Origin of the sequence: Metabacillus arenae (assembly GCF_014773385.1) — a bacterium.
In the GTDB taxonomy this organism is placed as follows: Bacteria; Bacillota; Bacilli; order Bacillales; family Bacillaceae; genus Metabacillus_D; species Metabacillus_D arenae.
The window spans coordinates 67,616-83,528 of the sequence record NZ_JACXAI010000011.1 but is presented as its reverse complement, the minus strand read 5'-3'; the positions used below and the strand labels follow the sequence as shown (position 1 = coordinate 83,528).

Annotated in this window: 18 protein-coding genes and 1 pseudogene; 12 read left to right on the top strand and 7 right to left on the bottom strand. The window is 37.5% G+C overall.

All coding sequences use genetic code 11. The annotated features are described in order from the left end of the window. The first annotated feature begins 165 nt into the window (after positions 1 to 165). Complete coding sequence (locus IC621_RS10430) at positions 166 to 447, top strand: hypothetical protein (protein WP_191158239.1); 282 nt, start codon at positions 166 to 168, stop codon at positions 445 to 447. Between the two features lie 407 nt (positions 448 to 854). On the opposite strand, the pseudogene IC621_RS10425 reads toward IC621_RS10430, so the two are convergent. Both IC621_RS10425 and IC621_RS10420 read right to left on the bottom strand, forming a co-directional pair. Further along, a pseudogene (locus tag IC621_RS10425) lies at positions 855 to 2,093 on the bottom strand (MFS transporter). Positions 2,094 to 2,192: 99 nt separating this feature from the next. Next, entirely contained in the window at positions 2,193 to 3,068 is an 876-nt protein-coding gene (locus IC621_RS10420) for a LysR family transcriptional regulator (protein ID WP_191158238.1), read from the bottom strand. Positions 3,069 to 3,478: 410 nt separating this feature from the next. On the opposite strand from IC621_RS10420, the gene IC621_RS10415 reads away from it, so the two are divergent. The 9 genes from IC621_RS10415 to IC621_RS10375 all read left to right on the top strand — a co-directional run bounded on the left by IC621_RS10415 (position 3,479) and on the right by IC621_RS10375 (position 10,964). Beyond that, a complete protein-coding gene (locus tag IC621_RS10415; protein WP_191158237.1) occupies positions 3,479 to 4,393 on the top strand; it encodes an NADP-dependent oxidoreductase in 915 nt (304 codons plus the stop codon). Between the two features lie 168 nt (positions 4,394 to 4,561). Beyond that, positions 4,562 to 5,167, top strand: coding sequence for a GNAT family N-acetyltransferase (locus IC621_RS10410; RefSeq protein WP_191158236.1), 606 nt, complete (start codon positions 4,562 to 4,564; stop codon positions 5,165 to 5,167). Positions 5,168 to 5,245: 78 nt separating this feature from the next. After that, positions 5,246 to 5,560, top strand: coding sequence for an antibiotic biosynthesis monooxygenase family protein (locus IC621_RS10405; RefSeq protein WP_191158235.1), 315 nt, complete (start codon positions 5,246 to 5,248; stop codon positions 5,558 to 5,560). Positions 5,561 to 5,770: 210 nt separating this feature from the next. After that, positions 5,771 to 6,241 carry a DinB family protein gene (locus IC621_RS10400; protein ID WP_191158234.1) on the top strand — a complete coding sequence of 157 codons (471 nt, stop codon included), beginning with the start codon at positions 5,771 to 5,773 and terminating at the stop codon, positions 6,239 to 6,241. 533 nt (positions 6,242 to 6,774) lie between these two features. Next, positions 6,775 to 7,515 (top strand): hypothetical protein, encoded by a 741-nt coding sequence (locus tag IC621_RS10395; RefSeq protein WP_191158233.1) that lies wholly within the window; start codon positions 6,775 to 6,777, stop codon positions 7,513 to 7,515. Between the two features lie 24 nt (positions 7,516 to 7,539). Then, complete coding sequence (locus IC621_RS10390) at positions 7,540 to 7,932, top strand: GntR family transcriptional regulator (RefSeq protein WP_191158232.1); 393 nt, start codon at positions 7,540 to 7,542, stop codon at positions 7,930 to 7,932. Next, positions 7,929 to 8,810: an ATP-binding cassette domain-containing protein gene (locus IC621_RS10385; RefSeq protein ID WP_191158231.1), complete on the top strand. Its 882-nt coding sequence runs from the start codon at positions 7,929 to 7,931 to the stop codon at positions 8,808 to 8,810. Before IC621_RS10390 ends, IC621_RS10385 begins: the two co-directional genes overlap by 4 nt. Then, complete coding sequence (locus tag IC621_RS10380; RefSeq protein ID WP_191158230.1) at positions 8,807 to 9,706, top strand: ABC transporter ATP-binding protein; 900 nt, start codon at positions 8,807 to 8,809, stop codon at positions 9,704 to 9,706. The genes IC621_RS10385 and IC621_RS10380 overlap by 4 nt, the downstream gene beginning before the upstream one ends. Next, on the top strand, positions 9,699 to 10,964 hold the full coding sequence (locus IC621_RS10375) for an ABC transporter permease (protein ID WP_191158229.1): 1,266 nt from the start codon (positions 9,699 to 9,701) through the stop codon (positions 10,962 to 10,964). The genes IC621_RS10380 and IC621_RS10375 overlap by 8 nt, the downstream gene beginning before the upstream one ends. A gap of 62 nt (positions 10,965 to 11,026) precedes the next feature. On the opposite strand, the gene IC621_RS10370 is transcribed toward IC621_RS10375, so the two are convergent. The 3 genes from IC621_RS10370 to IC621_RS10360 all read right to left on the bottom strand — a co-directional run bounded on the left by IC621_RS10370 (position 11,027) and on the right by IC621_RS10360 (position 13,217). Further along, positions 11,027 to 11,704 (bottom strand): SOS response-associated peptidase, encoded by a 678-nt coding sequence (locus tag IC621_RS10370; RefSeq protein WP_191158228.1) that lies wholly within the window; start codon positions 11,702 to 11,704, stop codon positions 11,027 to 11,029. Positions 11,705 to 12,002: 298 nt separating this feature from the next. Continuing rightward, positions 12,003 to 12,680: a DUF421 domain-containing protein gene (locus IC621_RS10365; RefSeq protein ID WP_191158227.1), complete on the bottom strand. Its 678-nt coding sequence runs from the start codon at positions 12,678 to 12,680 to the stop codon at positions 12,003 to 12,005. Between the two features lie 174 nt (positions 12,681 to 12,854). Continuing rightward, on the bottom strand, positions 12,855 to 13,217 hold the full coding sequence (locus tag IC621_RS10360; RefSeq protein ID WP_191158226.1) for a hypothetical protein: 363 nt from the start codon (positions 13,215 to 13,217) through the stop codon (positions 12,855 to 12,857). Between the two features lie 173 nt (positions 13,218 to 13,390). Between IC621_RS10360 and IC621_RS10355 the strand changes: the two genes are divergently transcribed. Continuing rightward, positions 13,391 to 14,014, top strand: coding sequence for a TVP38/TMEM64 family protein (locus IC621_RS10355; protein WP_191158318.1), 624 nt, complete (start codon positions 13,391 to 13,393; stop codon positions 14,012 to 14,014). Then, entirely contained in the window at positions 14,011 to 14,523 is a 513-nt protein-coding gene (gene lepB / locus IC621_RS10350) for a signal peptidase I (RefSeq protein ID WP_191158225.1), read from the top strand. Before IC621_RS10355 ends, lepB begins: the two co-directional genes overlap by 4 nt. Positions 14,524 to 14,747: 224 nt before the next feature. Here lepB and IC621_RS10345 read toward each other — a convergent pair whose 3' ends face one another. Continuing rightward, on the bottom strand, positions 14,748 to 14,933 hold the full coding sequence (locus IC621_RS10345) for a hypothetical protein (protein WP_191158224.1): 186 nt from the start codon (positions 14,931 to 14,933) through the stop codon (positions 14,748 to 14,750). Between the two features lie 176 nt (positions 14,934 to 15,109). Continuing rightward, positions 15,110 to 15,751 (bottom strand): serine/threonine protein kinase, encoded by a 642-nt coding sequence (locus IC621_RS10340; protein WP_224752449.1) that lies wholly within the window; start codon positions 15,749 to 15,751, stop codon positions 15,110 to 15,112. Between the last annotated feature and the right edge of the window lie 162 nt (positions 15,752 to 15,913).

Below are 15,913 nucleotides of genomic sequence, written 5' to 3'. Positions count from 1 at the left end.
AACTTTATGTAAAAATGTTGGTACTACACCATATATTGGATAGTATTTATTTCAAAGAAGAGTGAAAAATTATAAATAATCTTCTAAAAAAAATATTTAATTGAATAAAAAAGGATAAATTACAAAAGATATTCAAGTATAACTTAATAAGAAAGGGGTAGTACAATGAAGGACTGGCTAATTAAAACATTAAGTACACTATTTGCTGTCACGCTGATCACAGGTTGTGCAGTAAATGACGATCAAGACCCGGCGCCTCCAGAAAATGGGCAGAATGAGGAACAAGCTCCTAATAATGAAGATATGAATAATATGGACGAAAATGTACCTGGAGTCGATGAAGATGATACAATAAATCAAGATGACGAAAAAGATAAAAAACCAGATCCTGAAGATCCAATAGAAGATCCACAAGATATCGGTGATGAGAATAGAAGAGATGATTGATTCAGATGGTTGGTTCCATAGAAGGGACCAACTTCTTTTGTTTTCTTGATCATTACGATTGTTCCAAGCACATTAGCAATAACAGGGCTCTCTTAAAAAACATTGTACAAAAAAGAAAAAATCATTTTGGAATCTATGTATCAGTATAAAGCCAGGAAAAGTGAATGTTGGCGTTTCTATTATTTTGAAATAAGTGCCTTTGCATCCTGAAAATATATATCGGGCCGTAACGGATATAATCAATCCATCTTTAACAGATAGAAGCAGAACGTATTGAAAGCACATTTAATCCAGAACAAGAAAATCATTTTGGCATGATGATTATTGTGGGAATTCGTAAAAAAAATGAGGGCGATTCATCCATAGTGTAAGGAAATTCGGCTTTAAGTAGATCATTTTTCTAATTGTTAATTCCTATTATCTCGAATATGGACCTGCTTATTACGATGTTCACCAATCATTAACCATATGCCTCCAAGTCCAATAAGAGCAGCTAGGGTGCTAAACGGGATAGCATAGTTGTGAAAATAGTCTACTGCTATTCCAAAAAGTGCAGGAGCAATAACAATAGATAGTTGGTTTAAGGTTAAAGCAAAACTAACTGTTAATCCGATAAGGCGCGGATTTGCCTTTTCAGACACTAATACAATAAATAAGCTAAACCATCCAATTCCAAAAAAACCAAGAAAAAAACAAACCATATAAAGTACCCATATTGGCAAATGAGGGATGAGATAACTTGTACATAGGATTAGGAATACACTTATTCCAATTGTTATTATTAAAGGGGCAGAACGGTTTCCTTTAAATAGTTTATCACTTGCCCATGCGAGTAGAATTCTTCCAATCATACCGCCTATCAGGGAAATACTTAGCAGGATTCCGGCATCGTGTAAATTCATTTTCAATTCATTAGAAAGGTAGCCCATTAAATGTGCCACTACGACCATTTGCAAAGAAATCATCGTTACACCAATTAAAAATACGGGATATAAAGAATGATTGCTCTTTATTTTTCCTAGTTTCTCAATAAATGTCACCTTTTTTACTTTCTCCTTCTGAACTTCATAATCTCGATAAAAGGTAATAAATAGAATGCTTCCTGCAATGGCAGTTAAAGCTTGAACTAGAATAACAGAAGGTAATCCATATTTATAGAAAACGACAGGGAGTGTAAGAGAAGCTAAAGCTCCTCCAATGGGTATACCAGTTTGCCGAATTCCCATTGCAAGCCCTCTTCGATTCGTGGGAAATCACTTTACAACAGCCTTACTTCCCCCAGGTTGAGCTGTCCCATACCAGACCCCTGCAAACAGTAAAATGACAAATAAATAAATATAATTAGTCACTTGATATGCAAATAACATACTAGCTCCAAGAAAAACAGACCCTAATCCAACAATCCACCTTTCTCCATATCGATCCATAAGGTCCCCAAAAACCAACATAGAGCAGATAGGTCCGATGTTTACAGCTGATACGAGCAAACCTGTTTGAAACTGTGATAAGTGGTATTCTTGCTGCCATAAGGAAGCTAACGGTCCAACTCCATATGTAACGAACGTAGCAAATGTTTGAGAAATAGTTGCAATTAACAGAACGAGCCATTTATACATATCTCTCTTTGTTGTACCTATACTAATCATAAATTCTACCATCCTAAAAAGTTATTATTGTTTTTACTAGTCCACTTTAAGGTATGTTTGAATGATGAAAACAGTAAAAAAGAAACCTGGTTGTTTTCATTACAATGCGGTAAAGCTCTGAACGACAAATTCCCGAAACTTACGAGCAGCCACGGACATATAGCGCCCTTCAAGCCATGCTATTTGGTAGGTGCGCTGACAAATAGGATGATTGATATGAACTAAATGTAATGATGTTTCAAAATGTTCTATTAACGTTTCCGGTAAAAACGCAACACCGATTCCCAGCCGGATGAAATGACCTATTGCAGAATGTTCATCAACTTCACATATTATATTCGGAGTGAATCCAGCTAGTTGACAAAACTCATCCGTCATCTCTCGGAACGGATTTCCTTTTTTTATACAAATAAAAGGATCTCCAGCTGCTTCGCTTAAATCTATATTACTCCGATTAGCAAATCGATGTGTATGAGGCACAGCTAGTAAAATTTCTTCAGTGAGAAAGGATAATCCCTCTATTCCTTTCTGCTCAATGGGTGGGAAAGTGATACATAAGTCGATTTCTCCGTTCTGAAGCTGTTGCACCTTTTCTTCCCCTGAAGCTTGGGTAATTTGAAGTCTGACATCTGGATGCAAGGTTATAAAAGAACCAATTACGTCTGAAAAGCATTTATGAGTTGTTGTTGCTAGAAAAACACGCCCTCTTTCCATTCCTGCGAGATCTTCAACTTCTCTACGCCCCTCTTCAAGCAGCATTAGGGCCATTTCCGCTTTTTTTAAAAACGCTTTTCCGAATGAGTTGAGTTGAATATTCCTTCCATGACGATCAAATAATGGTACACCTAAATCCTCTTCCAACCTGGCGATGGTTTTGCTTAGAGCCGGCTGCGCGATACGAAGCTCTTGGGCAGCTTTCGTCATATGCTCCAACTTAGCGACTGTCCGAAAATAATGCAGTTGCAGTAATTCCATGTTGGCACTCCTTTATTCATATACTCAAGTATATATATAAATATATTAATATGTATTTTTATTTATTATTTATCAATTATAGAATAAAACATGTAACTAAACTAAAAAGAAGGTCGGTTAAAAAGCATTGGACAGTGAAACCGATTCTGGAGTCTACAGACCTTTAATAATATTGTCCATGCTAAACTTTATTTGCGGTGCCATTTCCGCAGGAGTTTACAGCAAGGTGAATGATCTGGGATCCAGTCTTCATTGGAACCCCGCACATCAGAATGATGAGGATTTTGAATTTAATCGAAGTGGGGTTTTAAAACACAGAAAGGAAGATTCTTTAGGGGAGTTTATCATACTTCTATTGAACTAGAAGTCTGTCAAATTATTAACTGGGAATTAGAAAAGAGGGATATGTTATGAGAGCCGCGGCATTTTCTGTTTTTGGACCTCCAGATGTTTTACAAGCGATAGAATTTGATGATCCTCAGGCGGGAGCCGGACAAGTCCGGGTCCGTGTCAAAGCTGCCGGAATTCAGCCGTTCGACTGTGCGGTTCGTAAAAGTGGCTGGACTCCCCCCGGTTTGGAGGTGAGGTTTCCACAGATTCTCGGCAACGAATTCGCAGGAATTGTTGATCAAGTAGGGGACGAGGTTACTGACTTCTCAGTCGGCAGTGAAGTCCTTGGCTGGGCTATGATGGCCTGTTATGCAGAATATGTGGTGGTCAGTGTCGACCAGATTATTCACAAACCACAGAGCATGCCTTGGGAGGAGGCTGGTGCCATAACAGCTTCTGGACAAACCGCCCACACTGCTCTTAAGGAGATTGGTGCAGGAAAAGGTGACACTGTGTTAATACATGCCGCAGCAGGCGGGGTTGGTACAATCGCAGTTCAGCTTGCTCACGCCTGGGGAGCTACCGTTATTGGTACAGCTAGTGACAGTAATCACGACTACCTTTGCTCACTCGGTGCAATTCCAGTCACATATGGAGACGGACTTGTCGGCAGAGTTCGTTCTCTCGCACCGAATGGTGTGGATGCATCTTTAGATGCCGCCGGAGATGACGCTCTGCTCCCCTCGGTTGAGCTTGTGGAAAACAAGGATCGCATCGGCACGATTGTTGCATTTGATCTCGTGGAAAAACTCGGTGTTCGTGCTATTCTCAGCCAACGATCCGTTGATCGACTTGCTGAGCTAGTAGATTTCTACGCACAAGGGAAATTAAAAATCCACATTAGGAAGGCATTTCCGCTGCACCAAGCCGCAGACGCCCATCGAGAGATCGAAAGAGGACACGGCCGTGGAAAAGTTGTTCTAACAATCGACTAAAGCTTGGTGAATGGGTATTATTAAAATTGAAACCTCCGCTGAATAAAAGATTATCAGCGGAGGATTAGCTATATGAATTAATGAACCTATCAAATGGATGATGGAACATGGTGGATACGGTTTTTATAAAAATTTGACAGAATGCCATGAGAAGAGGATGTTGGTAAAATGAAAATTTTACTTGATGAATTGACAGGAGAGCGTGTTCAAATTGTTCCTATGGAAAAGAGTCATATTCAAGGCTTATATGACATTGGAAATAATGGAAACATATGGATACATTTACCCAAAATCATGCAAACACCAAATGATATGGAGTCCTTTGTAGAAGAGGCTTTAGAAAACAAAAAAAGTGGAAAAGAATTTCCGTTTGTTATTATACTTCGTGAGAGCGATAAAATAATTGGTACTACACGTTTTCTTGAAATTTCTAATAAAAACAATAGCTTAGAAATTGGATGGACCTGGTTAACTCCTACTGTATGGGGATCGCAAATAAACACAGAGTGTAAATACTTATTATTAAAATACTGTTTTGAATCCATGGAAGTGATACGCGTTCAATTTAAAACAGATGAAAAAAACGTACGATCACAAAAAGCAATTGAACGAATAGGAGGAGTAAAGGAAGGAATTTTAAGAAATCACATGATACGAAAAGATGGATCTTTCCGTAATTCCGTTTTTTACAGTATTATAGAAAGTGATTGGGCATCTGTAAAACAAAAATTAGAAGGAATTTTAGAACAAGGTTCTCAAAAGTCATTTACATAATAGTGGAATTAAATTTAATAAAATAATTCCAAGTAAGGAAGCCGCAAATATTTACAAAAATAGTTAATCCGAGGAGAAATGATGAGTACATATTATGCAGTTATATTTACTTCTATAAGAACTGATCAGGAATCAAGTGAATATGAAATGATGGCAGATAAAATGGTGGAATTAGCTAGCAAACAACCAGGATTTATTGATGTTGAGAGTGCTAGAGATAGTAAAGGCTATGGTATTACTGTTTCTTATTGGGAATCTTTAGAAGCTATTCAAGAATGGAAAGAAAATACTGCCCACCAAGCTGCACAAAGAAAAGGTAAAGAAACATGGTATGAGGATTTCAAAGTCCGCATTTGTAAAGTTGAGAGGGAATATTCTTTTGAAGATAAATAATTTAATTGATCCTAAGTCGAAAAGAGTTAGATAGAAAAAAATATTTCTATAACAGCGCAATTATGCTGATTATTGTGCTCTTATCCATATAACGCACCATCTATTTTTAAGGAGGAGGAAAAGTTTCCTCTAGGAACATAATTTTTAATTCAATGATAACGAACACCCATTCGTATAAAGTAATAGATATACTAAAGAAGAGGTGATATCTTGAATTCTATTAAGCTAGTTATTTTAAATCTTGAAGAAGTAAGGCGAAGAAGCGTTAAAGTGTGGTCTGAGATACCAGAGAGCATTTTAAATTGGAAGCCAGATGAAAAGGCTATGACTTGTTTAGAAATGATCCGACATGTTTTAGAAAGTGAACACTATTACCATTTAGCAATAAAAAACAAAGGTAGTTTAACCCAGTATGAATCCCCCTTCCAAAACCAACCGTTAATTTCTGTAAAAAAGGAATTAGACTTTGCTAAGCCATATAGAAAGGAGTTTTTAAGTACAATCAAATCTTTTACCGAAGATGATTTATCTCGCATCAAAATCGACCGCTCAGATGTTGGATATGTTCGAGATTTAGGAGATATGCTCTTACGTATCGGCTATCATGAATCCATACATACAGGGCAAATACTAGATTATTTAAGAACCGCAAATGTTCCGAGAGCAAATATTTGGGATTAAGACTTGCTCGCGTGCAACAGCTCTATTCACTGTACAATAAAAATGAAGCTTTTAAAAAGTGATACGATTTCTGCAATCTTGGTAGTCTATTTCTTAAAGGATATAGACTACCTGCTTGGTCATCCATTTTGCAATTGACGTTTTAAAGTCCATTTTTATGGTCATTAAAGTTATGGCATAAATCCCTTATCCTTTCCCCAAAAACCGCATGGTAACATTAGTTTTCCCTTCTCCAAGAGTTTTTTTCCTAATTCTATACTTACCAACCATCGTTAAGTTTTCCTTCCCATCAGGCAATATTACATTTCTTTTCGGACTGCTTAGTTACAGGGTTTTTCAAGATCCATCATAGGAGCAAGATAAATCTTTTTTTAGTAATCCCCTAAGCTGAATACATTTACTAACTGCTCACCCAAAAACTTTCAAAAAAAGTGGGAATTTTTTCATTAAAAGTCTTGAAATTGGCAACAAATTGTTTTACTGTATATATAGATATAAACACATGAACAGTAAAACAGTTTGGAGGAAAGAATATGTCCAATCAAAATCAAATTTGGAAATTAGTGTGGTTCGAGCTCAAAGTGGCCCCGATAAAGCAAGGTCTTATGCAATTGCTTTGCATAATCGTCACATCGTTCATTATTGAAATGTTTATCGAATTAATACAAGAACATGGAAGTGACTATAAATTCTTTTTTATGGATGCCTTTTTAGTTTTTATCGTAACGATGTATCCGCTTTTGTTTAGACTTGCACCATTTAGAACAGAAAATATTAAAGGAGACCTGTATGCTACAAGCTTTTATGTCTATGCTACACAGCTTCCGATTAAACAAGATGTTTTGCTCCTTAGCCGCTTTATTTTTAAAGGCTTGCTCGCGGCTGTTTCATCTGCGGTTTCCTTTATCTGTGTGTATTTATATCCGGGTACATTTCAATCAGTGTTTAAACCTAGTGAATTTATCATATTTCTGATTGTATGGATGTTTATTACGTTGACTGTTAATTTTCAATTTGTCTCGGCTGATGTTGGTTCTTCTTTTTCTAAAGTAAAAATTGCGGTAGTCAATATCATCTTTTACTCAATAGTGTTACTTGCTTTCTTTATTATTAGCTGGGTTACTGGAGACAGCTTAGTCAGCTGGACGATCAACTTTTCCAAAAGCACACCTTTTTTGACTGTTCTTGCCGCTCTTCTTCTAGCGGGAGTTAGCTTTTATACCGGATATATACAAGCAAAGGGTTATGTTAGGAAAGCTGACTATCATGTATAAATTGGCAGGAAGGAGAGACAAAGCATGAAGCTGCCTATCACAATACGAGAAGATTCCAGAGAACCAATCTATCATCAAATCGAGGCCCAGTTAAAGGCTTTAATTGTGTCCGGGCACCTGCCAGCTGGAAACCCGCTTCCATCCATACGAGTTCTAGCAAAAGATTTGGCTTGCAGTGTCATTACAACGCGTCGGGCTTATCAAAATCTTGAACTTAGCGGTTATATTAAAACAACACAAGGAAAGGGAACATTTGTTGCAAAAGTGGATGAAGCAAAAATTGCAATGACAAAGCGTTCAACCGTTCAAAATGCACTGAAAACTGCTATAGACACTGCTTTAAAACATGATTATTCCATAAAAGAGATAGAGTCGATGTTTGCAGAAATTTTGCAAGAGAAGGAGAGAGAAGCTTGAACACACTTGAGATTAATAATCTTCAAAAAAAAATTGACAAAGACTTTGTCCTTGGTCCATTAAATACAGAGATTGAACCTGGAAGTGTAGTGGCATTGGTTGGAAGTAACGGGTCAGGAAAATCTACGCTATTTCAAATGATAATGGGATTAGTAAAACATGATGAAGGCAGCATTAAAGTTATGAATGTAAATGCCGGTGAACCGGAAATGAAAAAAAGCACAGCCTATTTGCCCCAAAGTTTAGTTGTCCAAGGGAAATTTACGATGAGGCAGCTTGCCGACTTAAATAAATTGGCGTTTGCAGATTGGTCAGAAACCATTTTTCAAGAGTATGTTCAAAAGTTCGGAATCCCTCTCAACAAACGGTTGGATAAAATGTCAGGCGGCATACAGAAGAAAGCCTTTTTAGCGATCCAATTAAGCAGGAGCTCAAGTCTGCTTCTCCTTGATGAACCATATGCAGGTCTTGATTTTGCCGGACAAGAAATGCTGGATGAAGAAATTATCAAATATATGGAAAGGAGTGAAAACCAGACTGTATTGTTTGCATCCCATTCCGGAGATGAAATCAAGCGGATAGCCGATTACATTTGGCTTGTCCATCAAGGAAGACATATAGGCATTTTTGAAAAAGATGAACTACAACAAAACTGGCGAAGAGTTTGGATAAAAGACAGCCTTGCCATTAAAAATGATACCCCCGGACTTATAAGCGTCAATCAAGCAGATGGCTCGCTTATTACGAAAAACAATTCGCAAACTTTAGAGTCTTTAAAAAAGAAAGGAATAGAAGTTCTTCACACTCAACCAATGGATTTGCGTGAAATTCTTACAGAACTCTTAAAAAAGGAAGAGAAGGGAGAAAAGTTGATATGAGTCTGGTCATACAAGATGTATCAAAGCGATTTGGAAATTTCACGGCGGTTAATAATCTATCGCTTACAGTTGAAGAAGGGCAAATGTTTGGAATGCTTGGAGCAAATGGAGCAGGAAAGACAACGACTTTTCGCATGACTCTCGGATTATTGACACCGAGTGAAGGCGAGATTACATGGAAAGGAAAAAAACTTGGTTATAAAAATAGCTCTCTTGTTGGATACCTGCCTGAGGAGCGTGGTCTCTATCCAAAATTAAAAGTCGCTGATCAGCTGCACTTTTTCGGCAGACTCCGTGGTATGAAGAAAAAAGAAATACGTAAGGAGATCGAGGATTGGTTAGAAAAATTCCAGATTTCCGACTATCGTAATAAAGCAATTGAAGAATTATCAAAAGGAAATCAGCAAAAAATCCAATTTATTGCCTCTGTTCTTCATAAACCTGAGCTTTTGATATTAGACGAACCATTCAGCGGTCTTGATCCTGTAAATGTGAACCTTTTAAAGGATGAAGTTACAAAGCTTAAAGAAGCAGGTACGACAATTGTTTTTTCAAGTCACCGGATGGAGCATGTCGAAGAATTATGTGAAAAATTATGTATTATGCACCATGGTTCTCCAGTTGTATTAGGGAAGCTAAAAGATATTAAACGAAGCCATAAGGTAAAACATATTGTCATTCATGCAGATTTTGAAACCAGCTTTTTAAAAAGTGTGCCTGGAGTCATTCATTATAAGGAAACAGTCGATTCCACTCGTATCCAGGTTGCTGATGAAACGGTCGCAAAACAAATTTTTCAACAGGTTGCCCAAAAAGGTTTTGTTAACAAATTCGAGGTAGAAGAACCAACATTAAATGATATTTTTATAGAAAAGGTGGGAAAAGCCAGTGCATAACTATTGGACGATTGTTTGGTATACCTTTAAGAAGCATGCTGCAAAAAAAGGGTTCTTCATTTCTACTGCTGTAAGTATCTTGTTGATTGTGGCAGTGATAAATATTGACAAGATTATCAACCTTTTTAATGACCAGGAACAAGCACCTGTTGCGGTCATTGATGAAAGTCAGAACAATTTATTTATGAAATTAAGTACCCAAGTCTCCATGATTGATAATGAAATAAAGTTAACAAACTTTACCGGTACTGAATCAGAGGCTAAGAAAGCAGTAGAGGATGGGGATTTAGCTGGATATCTGCACCTATTTAAAGATGAAAATGGTATGCCCAAAGGTACTTTTTATATTGAAGGAAGTAATGATTACAGTCTTGCAGCATCAGTGGAAAATGCACTTCAAAATGTAAAGGAAGAGGAAGCATTGCAGTCATTAGGCATTTCAGCCCAGCAGTATAGTTCTGTGGAAAGTCCAGTGAGCTTTGAAACTAAGACAATTCTAGCTAGTGCAAAAAGTGAAGAGGCTCAGGAACAAACCCGCTGGCTTGTCTATGTCCTTTTATTTGTTCTTTATTTCTCTTTCATTTTATACGGGAACATGATTGCAACAGAGGTGGCAACCGAAAAATCTTCACGAGTCATTGAACTGCTTATTTCAAGTGTGTCCCCTGTTACACAAATGTTTGCCAAAATTACAGGTATTGCCCTCCTAGGGATTGTCCAGCTTGGGCTCATGGGAGGAGTGAGCGGTTTAACGATTTTGTACAGAGTGAAAAGCAGTGGAGAAGAAAGCTTACCAGCTCTTTTCCAAATGCTTGGGTTAACTAACATTCCGGTTGAAACGATTGTCTATGCGGTCATATTTTTCTTCTTAGGTTATCTATTATACGCGACATTGGCAGCTACCCTAGGATGCCTTGTCAGTAGAGCTGAAGAAACAAACCAAGCGATCATGCCTATCAATTACCTTTTAATGATTGGATTTTTCATTTCTGCCTTCGGTCTCGGAACCCCCGAAGCCATGTATGTAACCGTTAGTTCTTATATTCCGCCATTTACTCCTATTATCATGTTTTTAAGGGTCGGAATGACAAATGTAGCAACATGGGAATTAGTTACAGCCATTGTGCTCTTAGCCGTCACAATTCTTTTATGTGCAATGTTCGGAGCGCGCGTGTATCGCGGTGGAGTATTCATGTACGGAAGTTCAGGGACATTGAAAAATCTCCGCAAGGCTCTAGTATTTAGTAACAAATCTTAAAGATAACTAAAGGGAGTACATGGAATTGGTGTCCATGTGCTTTCTTATTTTAATTCTCTTTCTTAACAAATCTTTTCAATTAAATTAGGTGAATTATTCTTAGGTGAGTTAACTAAACTCGAAACTTGATAAGCTTCCATTAATTCTTCAGGAAGAGGCTTTAAAAAACCATCTAAATAATTGGGATCATGAATTGATGGGTCTAACCAAACTTTTTCATCGTTTGGCATCAAAATGACTGGCATGCGATCATGGATCTCTTTCATAAATGTATTTGCTGAGGTAGTAATCACTGTACAGGAGTATATAGATTCTCCTTTTGGAGACCTCCATTGCTCCCATAATCCTGCCATAGCAAACAGCCCACCGGTTTTAAGTTTAATGCGCATCGGTGTTTTGGTTTTGTCAGGATGACGTTTCCATTCATAGAAACTGTCGGCTATGATTAAGCAGCGCTTATTCTTATAAGCATTGCGGAAGCTGGGCTTTTCCGTTAATGTTTCAGCTCTGGCGTTAATCATTTTATAGCCGATTTTTTCATCTTTTGCCCAAGGAGGAATTAATCCCCAGCGTAAATAGCCAAGTCTGTTTCTGCTGCCGTCATTGATTACAGATATGACAGAATGGGAGGGAGCAACATTATAGCTCGGATTGAAAAGCTCCTCTTGTATGGCTGCTTCAATTGCAAACCGATCCATAATATCTCCAAATTCAGCAAATAAAGTATAGCGGCCGCACATAATCATCACCTCAAATTAGGGATGAATCTATTGTAGCAAAAGAAATGATTAACTATCAAAGGAGTAATAATTCTTTTGTAAAGATTAATTTCCAAGTAGGTTAATAAGATTGGTGTTATTTTGCTATTGTTATGGGATGGGATAGAGGTATTACAGAATGAGTCGATGTAATCCTTCATTTCAGCTCCATGAGTAATAAACGACCTGAGAGCTTTGAATTATATTGTAGAATTTCAAAAATATGAGGATTTTTAATTTATTGAGAATGTTTCCGCGTGTCATTCATGGAGGCGGTTTGTTAATAAGTTTGGACGAACAGACCTTCTCCTTCAAGCCATTCGGCTATAAAAATATCCTTGTAATCACCAATAATTCCTTTGGATGATAGCTGTGTTTTTAACCAAGACTCATCATAGCCCAAATCGTCTAGTTCATCCCATAAAACTTCGCCATCGCGGATAAATGTGACTGGTACATAAACGGATTTTACAGGCATATTGAAATCCTCCTGGGTAGTTTTCTGATATTTTGTCTTTTTTAATATGCTTATCGAGCCGTTTGCCTCTAAATAACAATAGGCAACTTCTCGAATTGAAAAGGTTTCGCTTTGCCGAAGCAAGCTTTGCAGCTGATTAATATTCATTCTATTTTTCCTCAGCTCTTCCCGGTCAATGACCCCATTTTTAATAAGAGCAGACGGTTTTCCTTCAAAAATACCGCGAAATGATAAATACTTTTGTCCAAGATATTCGACAATAAAGAGTAAAATGCCCCATAATGTCATGGAATATATCACATAAAGAACACCGATTTGCTGGTCATATAACGCATTTCCTAGTAATTCTCCTAACACGATAGAAGCAATAAAAGTGAAGGGGGTAAATTGGTTGATGATTTTCTTTCCTACAAACTTCACGATAATAAAAAGAAGAAAAAACCCGATAATAAGCTCGATTGTTAAATACATAACTTTCATTTAATACTGACTCCAATCTAATTATAAATCAAGGTGACATCTTCATTTATTACCAATTACAGTTTGTTATAATACCAATGAAGTTAATTTACTAGACATGTTTCTGATTAATCAATTTTAGCCAACACTTCAGTTTGAATTTTTATAGTATGAATCATTTGTTCGAAAAAATGGTTATTTCTTTTCGGGTTGAAACAAATAGTTTTCGAGCAGCTCATTCACTTTGTTCCGAATCCGCGGGTTGAAATAATTGTGCTGTTCTTCGTATCCTTTATACAGGAAAGAGTACATTGTAAAGGCTTCATCCCTATTCACCTGGCTGACTTTAATGTTTTGTTTTCTAAGCTGTTGTTTGACGTTTGCATAGTCTTTCTGGGCGAGTTTTAATGATTCTTCAACAAGATGTAAATATGGCTGCCTAAGTTTGAAGGGGCTGCTTTCTATCACGGTAAGATCCCTGTTTAAAATCGAAATGGTCATGGGAAGGTAGATAGCCTCTTCGATGAGATCTCTGATGTCTCCCGGTATACGTGTCATGCGTCCGTCCTTCTTTCTGCAGGGAATAGAACATTTGTTCGTATTTTAATGATACTAAATTTTATTTCGAATTGCAATAATATCACGTGTAAAGACAATATATTTAATCTTTTACAGAAAATGTGTAAAATAAGGATAAGTCTAATAAGGTAAAGGAGCCCGACTTGGAAGCAATGCTTAGCTGGTTTACAGAAGAAAATTTAATGGAACTACTGCAGCAATTCAGGACGCTTGGCCCTTTGTTTGGTATATTATTGCCCTTTCTGGAAGCTTTATTTCCATTTTTGCCGCTTGTAGTATTTGTAGTGGCCAATGCGAACGCTTTTGGATTGTGGCTTGGATTTTTATTTTCTTGGATCGGTGCGTCTTCTGGCGCGATTGTTGTCTTTTTGTTTATCCGCTGGCTTGGTGACCGAAAGTTTATGGGAGTGGTCAGAAGAAACAAGACCGTAAAACGGTTGATGCTTTGGGTAGAGCGCCACGGATTTGGTCCTTTGTTCCTTTTGCTTTGTTTTCCGTTCACTCCTTCAGCAGCCGTCAATATTGTAGCGGGTCTGTCAAAAATTAGTATTTGGCAATTTATGCTGGCTGTATTTACCGGAAAGCTTGTCATGATTTTTTTAATCAGCTTTATCGGCCATGACATTAGATCACTTATAGATCAGCCCGAACGCTCAGCCTTTGCCATTATCATTATTTTAGTTATGTGGATTGCAGGTAAACAGATCGAGAAACGGATGAATGCTAAAATGATTGAAAAACAAAAAAACACCAGTAGATCGGGGGAAGAGGAATGAAGAAGCTGCCTTGGTTGATTTCTGCTGTTTGTGGGCTTGTACTGGTCATTACAGTGAAAAACTTAATCTTTGTTCAATATACAGTTGACGGTGTATCCATGCAGCCGACCATCAAAGAGGGAAAAGAACTGCGTATCAATAGATTAAGCCACCGTTTAAACCCGATTGAGCGATTTGATATCGTTGTATTTTACTCACCTGAAAAAAAGGAATCGGTTGTAAAACGCGTAATTGGTGTACCTGGTGATGAGATTGTCTACAAAGATGATCAGCTTTTTGTGAATGGAGAGAGGGTTAAAGAACCGTTCTTGAAATCCATTAAAGAAAAACAAATAGAAGGCAGCAAACTAACAGGCAACTTTACACTCCAAGAAACAACCGGAAAAACCCACGTACCAAAGGATCACTTGTTCGTTATTGGCGACAACAGGTTGAAAAGCTATGACAGCCGTCACTTCGGATTTATTAAGGAGGACCGGGTAATCGGGAAGGTCAAATCAAAAAAGTAGATGATCTTCTGTTTTATTAATCGACGTACTTAGGATGTAAACTCGTGGATGGTAGGGGGGGCACTCGTGCATAGGGGAACCTAACAACTCCATATTAATGCCCGCTCTGGCTTAAAAAGTTCGTTCTCTTGCAAACATAAAATGAAATGGCTCAAATAAATAAAATTCCGTTAAACAGTTAAACAAAAAGAAAAAGCCGTTGATACTTCAACAGCTTGTATAAATTAGGAACGTTGAATGACAGAACTGGAGTAATTTTGAATGAGTTTTTGTAGGTTGCGGTGTCCTTCTCTTAGTTTGATTGTTTCGTCAACAATTTTTTGGAAGCCTTCTAAGTCTTTATCTGAAGCATTTAACATGGACTTTGGAATTCCTTCGACGATTTGTTGTAGCGTCAGGTCTCTGCTCACGAACAAGAACCACCTTTCCTTTCGTTTGTGGGACTATGTTTTGTCCTCTCTATTATTTTTGAGGAAAAAGCCGTTTTTCCTGCCTGTAATAAGCAAAAATAAATCTACAAACATCAACATGTTCCTGCATGATTAGAAAGAAAGCATTATGATTACACAAATTACGACGAAATCATCTAACCTTGTTTTTGCCGTAAGCCTCTGGCCTTTATGTAAACCTGATATCCTTTTCTGACTCGCTCTAACAGCCATACTGGAATTGAGAAGGATGAACGGCTGAATATCGGATAATAGAAAACATAAAAGGCTCTTTTGAAATCCCTCCATCTCGGACAATCATATGACATGAGAAAGTCTGAGATGTCCAAGATATAGCCTCTTCCACCCTTCATCATGACATTTTTTCCGTGGATATCAGCAGGGTTTAACCCTTTTGATTTTGCATACTTAATTGCTTGATCAACATCCTTAATAACAGACTTAGGAATAAACATCCCTTTCCTAAGTGCCTCGTACAAGGTTATTCCATTCAATTTCTTTAAGACTAAATATCGCTCTCCAAATTCAAACAGCTCGGAATAAGAGGGGTGTTTCCCTAGTATTTGATAAGCCTGAACTTCTTCAGCCAATCCTTTACGGTTTTCTGCGTAGACCTTAACTACTTTGTCAGGAATTGATGGATGAATAAAAACGGCTGCATAATTTCCGCGGCCGATAAGCTGCCATTCATTTGGAACATTTGTTACCTCTACTGGATCATTTGGATTTTTACTGACAATTTTCACATAGTGAATTAACCCTTTATCAATCCATGTCAATTGATACACCTCATTAAAAGCAGGAGAGCTCTCAGTCTTTTCCATAGTCTAAATCAAAAGTCTGCCGTCTTTCAAGTGAAAATTTTTATGCTGTAAATTGTTGGATAAAGGAAAGAGTGGATCCTGCTAGAAAACATAAAATGGAATCCAGCAATGGGGAAA

Bases quoted from the DNA above. Each gene is read 5' to 3' on its own strand.
- IC621_RS10430 (WP_191158239.1), top strand. From the start codon at position 166: ATGAAGGACTGGCTAATTAAAACATTAAGTACACTATTTGCTGTCACG.
- IC621_RS10420 (WP_191158238.1), bottom strand. From the start codon at position 3,068: ATGGAATTACTGCAACTGCATTATTTTCGGACAGTCGCTAAGTTGGAG.
- IC621_RS10415 (WP_191158237.1), top strand. From the start codon at position 3,479: ATGAGAGCCGCGGCATTTTCTGTTTTTGGACCTCCAGATGTTTTACAA.
- IC621_RS10410 (WP_191158236.1), top strand. From the start codon at position 4,562: ATGAAAATTTTACTTGATGAATTGACAGGAGAGCGTGTTCAAATTGTT.
- IC621_RS10405 (WP_191158235.1), top strand. From the start codon at position 5,246: ATGATGAGTACATATTATGCAGTTATATTTACTTCTATAAGAACTGAT.
- IC621_RS10395 (WP_191158233.1), top strand. From the start codon at position 6,775: ATGTCCAATCAAAATCAAATTTGGAAATTAGTGTGGTTCGAGCTCAAA.
- IC621_RS10390 (WP_191158232.1), top strand. From the start codon at position 7,540: ATGAAGCTGCCTATCACAATACGAGAAGATTCCAGAGAACCAATCTAT.
- IC621_RS10380 (WP_191158230.1), top strand. From the start codon at position 8,807: ATGAGTCTGGTCATACAAGATGTATCAAAGCGATTTGGAAATTTCACG.
- IC621_RS10370 (WP_191158228.1), bottom strand. From the start codon at position 11,704: ATGTGCGGCCGCTATACTTTATTTGCTGAATTTGGAGATATTATGGAT.
- IC621_RS10365 (WP_191158227.1), bottom strand. From the start codon at position 12,680: ATGAAAGTTATGTATTTAACAATCGAGCTTATTATCGGGTTTTTTCTT.
- IC621_RS10360 (WP_191158226.1), bottom strand. From the start codon at position 13,217: ATGACACGTATACCGGGAGACATCAGAGATCTCATCGAAGAGGCTATC.
- IC621_RS10355 (WP_191158318.1), top strand. From the start codon at position 13,391: ATGCTTAGCTGGTTTACAGAAGAAAATTTAATGGAACTACTGCAGCAA.
- lepB (WP_191158225.1), top strand. From the start codon at position 14,011: ATGAAGAAGCTGCCTTGGTTGATTTCTGCTGTTTGTGGGCTTGTACTG.